Below are 9336 nucleotides of genomic sequence, written 5' to 3'. Positions count from 1 at the left end.
GCTCGATCTCATCGCGCTGGCGGCCCAGCTCGGATGTGATCGAGCCGAAAAGTTCCGGGTCGCGGTCGGACAGGGATTGGGTGAAAAAGCCATTGGAACGGTGGGGGGCGTTCACGTGGAAACCTCCTGAGAAAAGCCTCCCGACCGGGTCACGGCGGGAGGAAGTTTGGGGAACAGTTCAGATCACGCGGTCGCGGGGCGTGCGACCGGCGAAGAAGTCGCTGAGATTGTCGAGCACCCGGAACCCCATCGCCTCGCGCGCTTCCTTTGTGGCGCTGCCCAGATGGGGCAGCATCACAAGATTGTCGCAGTGCAGAAGGTCCGAACAAATGCGGGGTTCGCCGTCGAACACATCCAGCGCGGCACCACCGATCATGTCGAAGGTCAGGGACTGAACCAGCGCCCGCTCGTCGATGACCTCGCCGCGTGCTGTGTTGATCAGGAAGGCGTCAGGCTTCATCAGATCCAGCCTGCGCGCATTGATCAGGTGCCGGTTCGCGGCCCCGCCGGGGCAATGCAGCGAGACAAAGTCGCAAGCCGGCAGCAACTCATCAATCGACCCGACCTGAGTGGCATTGCACCGCGCCAACACGTCCGGGTCCACCAAACTGCGGTTATAAACCAGCACCTCCATGCCAAAGCCATGATGCGCGCGGCGGGCCATTTCCTGACCGATGCGGCCATACCCGATGATGCCCAGCGTCTTGCCGCTGACCTTGGTACCGACCAGATGCGTGGGCCGCCAGCCGGTCCAGTTGCCCGAACGCAGTTCCCGTTCGCCTTCACCGGCACGGCGGGCCACCATCAACAGCAGGGTCATGGCGATATCGGCGGTGCATTCAGACAGCACGTCGGGTGTATTGGTGACGGTCATGCCAAGCTCGCGCGCCGACGGCTCGCAGATATGGCTGTAGCCGACACCGTAGTTGGCGAGGATCTTGGTCTGCGCACCGGGCACGTCCAACGCCTCAGCGCTGAGCGTGTCGGTGACGGTGGGCAGCACCGCGTCATAGGATTTCAGGGCCTGCCGGATCTCAGACGGGGACATGGGTTTGTCGCCGGTGTTCAGAACCGCGTCGTAGTTCTCAGCTAGCTGCGCCTCGACGGCGGCGGGCCAGCGGCGGGTGACAAGAACAGAAGGTTTGACCATCACGCAGCCTCCATGACCCGAGCGATTGTTTCACCGATCACCGCAGGGTTTTCGGCAACGGTCACACCGGCGGCGGACAGAATCTCGACCTTCTCGCTGGCGCTTTCGCCAAAGGCCGAGATGATCGCGCCCGCATGCCCCATGGTCCGACCCTTGGGCGCAGTCAGACCCGCGACGTAGGCGATCACCGGCTTGGTGATGTGGTCGCGTATGTATTCCGCCGCCTCGGCTTCCTGAGGGCCGCCGATTTCACCGATCATGGCGATGACATGGGTGTCTTCATCTTCTTCAAAACGCTGAAGAATATCCTTGAAGGACGAGCCGTTGATCGGGTCGCCACCGATCCCGACGCTGGTTGACACACCAATCCCGCGCTCTTTCAATTGCGCCGCAGCCTCATAACCCAGCGTGCCCGAGCGCCCGATGATCCCCACATGGCCGGGCAGATAGATATGCCCCGGCATGATTCCCAACAACGCCTTGCCGGGTGAGATCGTACCCGCACAGTTCGGCCCAGTCAGAACCATGCGTTTGTCTTTAGGATAGCGGTACATGTACCGTTTCACCCGGATCATGTCCTGCGCCGGGATGCCATCGGTGATGCAGACGCAGTAGCGGATACCGGCATCTGCGGCCTCCATGATCGAATCCGCCGCAAAGGGGGGCGGCACAAAGACGAGGCTGGCATCTGCGCCGGTCGCTTCAACAGCTTGCTTGACGGTGTCAAAGACCGGAACGCCTTCGACGGTTTCGCCGCCTTTGCCGGGCACCACGCCACCGACGACATTGGTGCCGTATTTCAGCATGTCCTTGGTGTGGAACCGAGCCATGCGCCCGGTGATGCCCTGCACGATGACGCGCGTATCACGATCGAGAAGAATGCTCATTACACAGCCCTCATCTTGGTGTTTTGGGACAAATCGTTGCGCCATGCGCCCACGGCGCGTTCGGCGGCTTCCATCAGTGTGGTGGCGCGGATGATCGGCAAGCCGGATTTGGCGAGGATTTTCTGGCCTTCTTCGACATTTGTTCCGGCCAGCCGCACGACCACAGGAATGTCGAGGTCCAGTTCCTTCAGCGCCTGAACCACGCCCTCGGCCACCCAGTCGCAGCGATTGATCCCGGCGAAGATATTCACAAGGATCGCCTGTACGTTGTCATCCGACAGAACCAGCCGGAAGGCTTTGGCCACCCGCTCGGGCGAGGCCCCTCCACCAATGTCGAGGAAGTTGGCAGGCTCACCCCCGGCAAGCTTGATCGTGTCCATCGTCGCCATCGCCAGCCCAGCGCCGTTCACGATACAGCCGATATTGCCGTCCAGCCCGACATAAGACAGACCGCGATCCGCTGCGCGGCTTTCGCGGGGGTCTTCCTGGCTTTTGTCGCGCAGCTCGGCGATCTGGGGATGACGGAACAGGGCGTTGTCGTCAAAGCTCATCTTGGCGTCCAGCGCCAGAACGCGGTCGTCGCCAGTGATGACCAGTGGGTTGATCTCGACCATGGTGGCGTCCAGATCGCTGAAGGCAGCGTAGCAACCTTGCAGGGTACGCACCATTTGCTGGATCAGCTTGGGTTCCAGACCCAATTTGAACGCAATCTCGCGGGCCTGAAACTCCTGCAATCCGACCGCCGGTTCGACAATCGACCGCACAATGCTGTCGGGACGGTCGGCCGAGATATCCTCGATCTCCATCCCGCCTTCCGAGGAGGCGACGATCATCACGCGCTGGCTTGAGCGGTCCAGCACAAACCCCAGATAGATCTCGCGGTCAATCGGCACGGCGGCTTCGACATAGACGCGGTAGATGCCTTTGCCTTCGGGGCCGGTCTGATGCGTGACCAGCTTGCGGCCAAACAGGTCATCGCAAGCCTTATATATTTCGTTTTCGGTGTTACACAGCTTGACGCCACCCGCCTTGCCGCGCCCGCCCGCGTGGACCTGCGCCTTGACGATCCACTTGTCGCCGCCCAGTTCACGCGCCCGATAGGCCGCCTGTTCGGGGCTGTAGGCCAGCGCGCCCGCAGGCACGTCGACGCCAAAATTCGAAAGGACTTCCTTGGCCTGATATTCATGGATATCCATCTGATCCGCTCCTGATTATGCAGCGATTGAGGTGCCGTAACGGCTTTCCAAAAGGGCTTCGATTGCGTCCGCGTCGACCTGACCGCCCAGTTCCCGAATGGCTTCGGCAAACAGGCGCACGATCCGGCTGACCGCCTCGCGATTCAATTGGTTGAGGATGCCGATCCGCACCTGCACCGGCGCGCTGAGCGTCGGCCATATGCCAAAGCCACGTGCGCGGCAGTTCTGCACCAGCTCCATCTCGCGGCCCGCCAGTTCGGGCGGCAGGTTCAGCACGATCAGGCTGGGCATGTCCGACGTGACCTGACACCCCATCTCGATAACCGCATCGCGCAGAACGCGTTCATGGGTCCGGTATGACATCGACCGCTTGGCCAGACCTTCGATCAGGGTAAGGCGCAGGGATTCATGGAAAGCAGCCACCGCATAGGCCGAATGGGTGCGGTGATAGGTGCCTTTCTCGACGTCCTTCCCGTCAACGATGCCCCAATGGCGGGCCTCGAAGATCGGATTGTGGACGTAAGAATACGCTCCGGTTGCCTTTAGCGAGGCGATATAGGCATCGGTGAAGCTGACCGGCGCGTAAGTCAGCGGCAGGCAGCACAGACCCTTTTGCGGGCAGGACGCCCATCCGGCAACGCCCGGAAAATCATCGATTGAGAAGTCATCGACACCCAGCGAGGACACCGCATCGATCAGGCCCATCGTGCCATGACGCTGACAGGCATCCGAGAACCCGCGCAGATCATTGACGCGGCCCGAGCCGGTTTCCCAATGCGCCATGAACGCCCATTTGGGTTTGTGCTCGGCCAGCGCAGCCTCGACCATCTCGCCTGTCACCGGCTGGCCATGGGGCACGTCGATCACCGTCACGCTGGCGGCTTGGGGATCAAGGGGGTTGGCGGCATGCTCTTGCGGCGTGGCGGCCTTGATCCGCAGGGTCAGCGCGTCGATGCCGGAAAAGGTGCCATTGGCAAAGGCCACAACCTTGTCGCCGGGCATAACGGCCGAGAACATGGTGTCCAGCGCGCTCCAACCGGTTCCGGCGACGGCGAAGGTATGGGCGTTACCCGTCCCCCAGATCTTCCGCAGCATGTGCTTGCACTCGATCATGCCACGCAGCACATCGCCCTGCATGTGATCCGCGGCCCCTGCCCTGGCGAAGGCCTGAAGCACGCGCGCATCCGTGTTGCCCGGTCCGGGGCCCGCGGCAAGGGTCTCGGGGATTTCGAGCGGAGGGTAAATCTGGAATGTCATACTGTGTCATCCTCAGCTGTGGGGCGGGCGGCGCGCCCGAACTGTTTTGTTGCCGTGTAGAAAACGCAGACTTGCCCTATGACGCAACGTAACTTACTACTGCTTTTGGATGCCCAATAGTATGGGTTTTAACCTACCCATAGCGGTAAAAATACCGAAGTATACAATAGTTGGACCCACCGAAAAGGGTAGGTTTCTGGAAAATCAGGGCGAAATCATATGGTTGAACTTCCAAGACCTCCGATCGAGATCATGTTGGCGGACAGCAACCCGCTGGTTCTGTCTGCCATGTCGGAAATCTTTGAGCGGGATCCGCGATTCTCTTTGGTGGCCACATCCGCTACTGCCGAGGGGTTTTTGGGAACGGTGATGCGTGTGCCCGTTCACGTGGGCGTGGTGGACTGGACGCTGCCGGTTCTGGGGGCTGCCAAGTTGATCGAAGTGCTGCGCGATCAGGCCAACGCACCACGGTTCGTCGTCTATGGTGAGGCCGGCGGAGATAATCCGCGACTGGCCATGCAAGCCGGGGCTGCCGGTTTTGCCCCCCGTTCCGGCGCGGTCGAGGGGCTGCTGGAAACCTGTGCCGAGGTTGCTGCCGGGAAGATGGTGTTCCCCTTCATCGACGTCCGGAAGATGCAGCAGGACCCGATAGAAAGCCTGTCGCGCAAAGAACGCGCAATCCTCGACGCGCTGGCGCAGGGCATGTCCAACCGCGAATTGTCGAAGGAACTGCAAATCTCGACAAACACGGTAAAGTTCCACCTGTCGAATATTTACGAAAAGCTCTCGGTCAAAAACAGGACGCAGGCGATTGCGCAGTTCTATTCGGCCCGGATGCCCAAAGGCTAGGCCCGCTTGTTCGCAGGTGGAATTCGCGCGGTTTTCAGGGCAAACTGATCCTGCGCGCCCATGGCAGAAGGTCCCGGAATGCCCCAATACAACGATATGTTCGAACTATCGGTCGAGGATATGGACCTGATCGAACAGGCATTGCGACAGGCGATGACGTCTTATGCCACCGAAATTACCGGGAATTCCAACGAAGACCGCGCAAACCTTGAGGATACGGTACGCCGGATGCATGACCTTCTGGGCAGGCTACATGACCAGAAAATCTTCTACCGCCCGAAACACGGAACCTATGTCGGCGGCTGACTGGACACATTCTGCCTCGTGCGCATTCGACAAAGTGATTTGGCAAGTCGCGGCCAAATCGGTTCAATGACAGCAGGAGGCGCGCCATGCAAAAACCGGAACGGTTCGAGAAATTCTATTTCGCCAAGGTCGGAATGGGCGAAGCCTGCGGCTGCGCCGAACGAGTCATCGACGTGTACGAATTCAACCGCAAAGGCGGTGCGCAGGCAAAGCAGGCCTTGAAACAGGACAAGCGCAAGCGTCGGTCTTTTCGGTCATGGGCGTTGAAATACGGGCTGCTGAGCCGCAAGCCTCGGGCTTAAATCCCGACATATCTTTGCGAAATCTCCGGGGTCAGTTCGGCCATTGCCCCCTGCCACACGGTTTTTCCACGTTCCAGGATCACCGCGCGATCTGAAATTGCCGAGAGTTCTTTCAGCGACTTGTCGATCACAAGAATGGCCATGCCGGTCTCGCGTTTCAGCCGGGCAATTGCGGCCCAGATTTCCTGCCGGATGATCGGGGCCAAGCCTTCGGTCGCTTCGTCCAGTATCAAAAGCTGCGGATTGGTCATCAGCGCGCGCCCGATGGCCAGCATCTGTTGCTCACCCCCCGACAGGGATGCGGCGCGCTGACCCGAACGTTCCGCCAATCGGGGGAACAGCGCACCCACCGTTTGCAACGTCCATTCGCCGGGGCGTGCAGCAGCGATCAGGTTCTCGCGCACGGTCAGGTCGCGAAAACAGCGCCGGCCTTCGGGCACCAGCCCGACCCCAAGGCGGGCCACCTTATGGCTCGGCAACATGTGCAACGCGCGCGCCGCAAACTCCAGACGGCCATCCGAGGGCATCATTCGGCAGATCGCGCGCACGGTGGTGGTCTTGCCCATGCCGTTGCGCCCCATCAGGGCCAGAACCTCACCCGCATCCAATGACAGGTTTACGCCAAACAGGGTTTGCGACGGACCGTAAGAGGCGGTCAGGTTTTCAACGCACAGAAGGCTCAAGCGCTGTCTCCCAGATAGGCGTCCTGCACCTCTTGCGACCTGCGGATGTCATCGACGCTGCCCGTGGCGATGATCCGGCCATAGACCAGAACGCTGATCCGGTCTGCCAAGGCAAAGACCGCATCCATATCATGTTCAACCAGCAGAATGGGGGCCTCGGCGCGCAGCCCGTCCAGAAAACCTGTCATCGCTTTGGACCCTTCCGCCCCCAGCCCGGCCATCGGTTCATCCATGACAAAGGCCTTTGGTTTCAACGTCAGGGCAACGGCCACTTCAAGCTGGCGGCGCTGGCCATGCGAAAGGTCCGCGCAGCGGGCTTCCCTGACGTCGGCAAGCCCGACGCGGTCCAACGCCTCTGTAGCGCGGGCGTTCAGATCAGTCTTGCGCGTGACCGGGCGAAACAACGACCAAGCGCCCGAAGTCGCACCGATGGCCCCCAGAAGCACATTCTCGAAAACGCTGTCTTCCATCGCCAGAGCCGAGATCTGGAATGTCCGACCCAACCCTGCCTGCGCGCGGGCGGCGGTGCTCAGACCAGTGACGTCCTGCCCCATCAGATCAACGCGGCCCTGATCGGGCGCAAGGCTGCCGCTGATCTGTCCGATCAGGGTGGATTTTCCCGCCCCGTTCGGGCCGATGATCGCATGTATCTCACCCGGTTTCAGATCGATCGAAACATCGTCAGTTGCTGTCAAAGCGCCGAAGGATTTCGTCAGGCCATGCGTGGCAAGGATCGGCTCAGACATGCGCGCCCTCCTTACCCGTCAACAGGCCAATCACCCCGCCGCGCCCGAACAGGACGATCAACAATAGGATCGTGCCCAGCCAGACGTGCCAGAAATCGGTCAGGCCACCCAGCCAGTGCTCTAGCGCCACAAAGATCACCGCGCCGATGACCGGCCCCATCAACCGCCCGACCCCACCGATGACGATCAGGATGATCAGCTCACCCGAAAGCTGCCAGCTGAACATGGTGGGTGAGACAAACCTGTTGAGATCGGCAAACAATGCCCCCGCCAACCCCGTGATCGCGCCCGAGATGACGAAGGCCACCAGCTTCAGGTGCAACGGGTTCAGGCCGACGGTTTCCACCCGCTCGGGCGTCTGGCGGGCGGCGTTCAGGGCCAGCCCGAAAGGTGAATTGCGCAAGCCCCATTGCAGCAAAAGCGCCAGGCATAGGGCTGCAAAGCACAGCCCGAAGAACTGGATCGGGTCCAGCGTATTCAGTCCCGGAAACCCGTTGCGCACGTAGATCGACAAGCCGTCTTCGCCGCCATAAGTGCCCCAGGAAATGGCGAAGTAGTAAAACATCTGCCCGAAGGCGAGGGTGATCATGATGAAATACACGCCCGTCGTGCGCAGACTGAGCAGCCCGATCACCCAGGCGGCCAGGGCGGAAATCACCGTCGCCGTCAGCCAGATCACCGGCATCGATTTTGTGCCTTCCATCGTGAACGGCCCTAATTCCAGCGGCACGTAGGTCTGCGCGTGATAGGCAAGAATGCCCATCGAATAGCCGCCCAACCCGAAGAAAGCGGCATGTCCAAAGGAGACCATGCCACCGATGCCAAGCGCGATGTTAAGGCCCACCGCCGCCAGCGCCAGGATCACGGCGCGGGTGGTCAGGGTGATCGTGAAAATCTCATCCACGCTCAGCGCCCAAAGCGGCAGCGCCACAAGGCCCGCGATCACGGCCCAGTTGATAAGGCGTTCCGAGATCATGCGCGCGCCCCGAACAGGCCAGAGGGTCGCCAGATCAGAACGATGCTCATTAGAATGTAAACCGACATCGAGGCAAGAGCAGACCCGGTTTGGGTGGCCGCGCCGCTGTCCATGAACAGCTTGAACAGTTCGGGCAGGAAGATGCCGCCCAGCGTATCCGTCAGCCCCACCAGCAGCGATCCGATAAACGCCCCCCGGATCGAACCGATGCCGCCGATCACGATGACCACAAAGGCAAGGATCAGCACCGGCTCGCCCATCCCCACCTGCACCGACTGGATCGCGCCGACCAAGGCACCGGCAAGCCCCGCCAGCGCTGCGCCGAGGGCAAAGACCAGCGTGTAAAGCTTCGAGATATCGACGCCCAGGGCGGCAATCATCTCGCGGTCATTCTCACCCGCGCGGATCTGGATGCCGATACGCGTACGCGCCGTCAGCCACCACAGACCAAGCGCCACCACTAAGCCGATCCCGATCAGGACAAGACGGTATAGCGGGTATTGGATACCGCCCGGCAGGGTCACAGGGCCCGACAGATAATCGGGCACATCCAGAAACAAAGGGAAGGACCCAAAGACGTACCGGGTGCCCTCGGAAAAGATCAGGATCAGCGCAAAGGTCGCCAGCACCTGATCCAGATGCGCCGCATTGTAAAGCCGCCGGATCACCACCATCTCGATCAGCGTTCCGGCCATGGCCGCCGCCGCCAAAGCCGCAATCAGCGCCAGCAGGAACGAACCCGTCGCACCCGCAACCCAAGCGGCCGCAAACGCCCCAACCATATAGAGCGACCCGTGCGCGAGGTTGATCAGGCCCATGACGCCAAAGATCAGGGTCAGGCCCGCTGCCATCAGAAACAGCATGACACCGAACTGCAATCCGTTCAGGACCTGCTCGATAACAAGTAGTGTGGACATCACGCGTTCCGGTGTCCCGAATCCAGTCCGGGAGGGTTGGTCAAAGGACGAAGGGGAAGCCCCGGGA

11 protein-coding genes are annotated in these 9336 nt (G+C 61.1%); 3 read left to right on the top strand and 8 right to left on the bottom strand.

Annotated elements, in window-relative coordinates; translation table 11 throughout:
* Positions 1 to 178: 178 nt before the first annotated feature.
* Genes ACR0LW_RS20605 through ACR0LW_RS20590 form a run of 4 tightly spaced genes read right to left on the bottom strand, consistent with a single transcriptional unit; the run spans position 179 to position 4490 of the window.
* Positions 179 to 1150 carry a 2-hydroxyacid dehydrogenase gene (locus ACR0LW_RS20605; protein WP_480781968.1) on the bottom strand — a complete coding sequence of 324 codons (972 nt, stop codon included), beginning with the start codon at positions 1148 to 1150 and terminating at the stop codon, positions 179 to 181.
* Positions 1150 to 2037 carry a succinate--CoA ligase subunit alpha gene (gene sucD, locus ACR0LW_RS20600; RefSeq protein WP_480586778.1) on the bottom strand — a complete coding sequence of 296 codons (888 nt, stop codon included), beginning with the start codon at positions 2035 to 2037 and terminating at the stop codon, positions 1150 to 1152. The genes ACR0LW_RS20605 and sucD overlap by 1 nt, the downstream gene beginning before the upstream one ends.
* Positions 2037 to 3233, bottom strand: coding sequence for a malate--CoA ligase subunit beta (locus ACR0LW_RS20595; RefSeq protein ID WP_480884271.1), 1197 nt, complete (start codon positions 3231 to 3233; stop codon positions 2037 to 2039). Before ACR0LW_RS20595 ends, sucD begins: the two co-directional genes overlap by 1 nt.
* A gap of 15 nt (positions 3234 to 3248) precedes the next feature.
* A complete protein-coding gene (locus ACR0LW_RS20590) occupies positions 3249 to 4490 on the bottom strand; it encodes a pyridoxal-phosphate-dependent aminotransferase family protein (RefSeq protein ID WP_480884269.1) in 1242 nt (413 codons plus the stop codon).
* A 219-nt stretch (positions 4491 to 4709) separates the two neighbouring features.
* Here ACR0LW_RS20590 and ACR0LW_RS20585 point away from each other — a divergent pair, with 219 nt between their 5' ends.
* From ACR0LW_RS20585 to ACR0LW_RS20575, 3 genes are all read left to right on the top strand, one after another.
* On the top strand, positions 4710 to 5339 hold the full coding sequence (locus tag ACR0LW_RS20585; RefSeq protein WP_480884267.1) for a response regulator transcription factor: 630 nt from the start codon (positions 4710 to 4712) through the stop codon (positions 5337 to 5339).
* Between the two features lie 78 nt (positions 5340 to 5417).
* Entirely contained in the window at positions 5418 to 5645 is a 228-nt protein-coding gene (locus ACR0LW_RS20580) for a hypothetical protein (protein ID WP_480884265.1), read from the top strand.
* Between the two features lie 86 nt (positions 5646 to 5731).
* Positions 5732 to 5947, top strand: coding sequence for a hypothetical protein (locus ACR0LW_RS20575; protein ID WP_170524522.1), 216 nt, complete (start codon positions 5732 to 5734; stop codon positions 5945 to 5947).
* Here ACR0LW_RS20575 and ACR0LW_RS20570 read toward each other — a convergent pair.
* From ACR0LW_RS20570 to ACR0LW_RS20555, 4 genes are read right to left on the bottom strand one after another with little or no spacing between them, the layout of a single operon-like run.
* Complete coding sequence (locus ACR0LW_RS20570; protein ID WP_480884263.1) at positions 5944 to 6630, bottom strand: ABC transporter ATP-binding protein; 687 nt, start codon at positions 6628 to 6630, stop codon at positions 5944 to 5946. The two genes, ACR0LW_RS20575 and ACR0LW_RS20570, sit on opposite strands and share 4 nt — an antisense overlap.
* On the bottom strand, positions 6627 to 7376 hold the full coding sequence (locus ACR0LW_RS20565; RefSeq protein WP_480586761.1) for an ABC transporter ATP-binding protein: 750 nt from the start codon (positions 7374 to 7376) through the stop codon (positions 6627 to 6629). Before ACR0LW_RS20565 ends, ACR0LW_RS20570 begins: the two co-directional genes overlap by 4 nt.
* On the bottom strand, positions 7369 to 8352 hold the full coding sequence (locus ACR0LW_RS20560) for a branched-chain amino acid ABC transporter permease (protein WP_480884260.1): 984 nt from the start codon (positions 8350 to 8352) through the stop codon (positions 7369 to 7371). Before ACR0LW_RS20560 ends, ACR0LW_RS20565 begins: the two co-directional genes overlap by 8 nt.
* Positions 8349 to 9269 (bottom strand): branched-chain amino acid ABC transporter permease, encoded by a 921-nt coding sequence (locus tag ACR0LW_RS20555; protein WP_480884258.1) that lies wholly within the window; start codon positions 9267 to 9269, stop codon positions 8349 to 8351. Before ACR0LW_RS20555 ends, ACR0LW_RS20560 begins: the two co-directional genes overlap by 4 nt.
* Between the last annotated feature and the right edge of the window lie 67 nt (positions 9270 to 9336).

This window comes from Ruegeria sp. N4, from assembly GCF_056531425.1.
The sequence above is the reverse complement of the archived record's forward strand: the minus strand, read 5'-3'. Positions and strand labels throughout refer to the sequence as shown.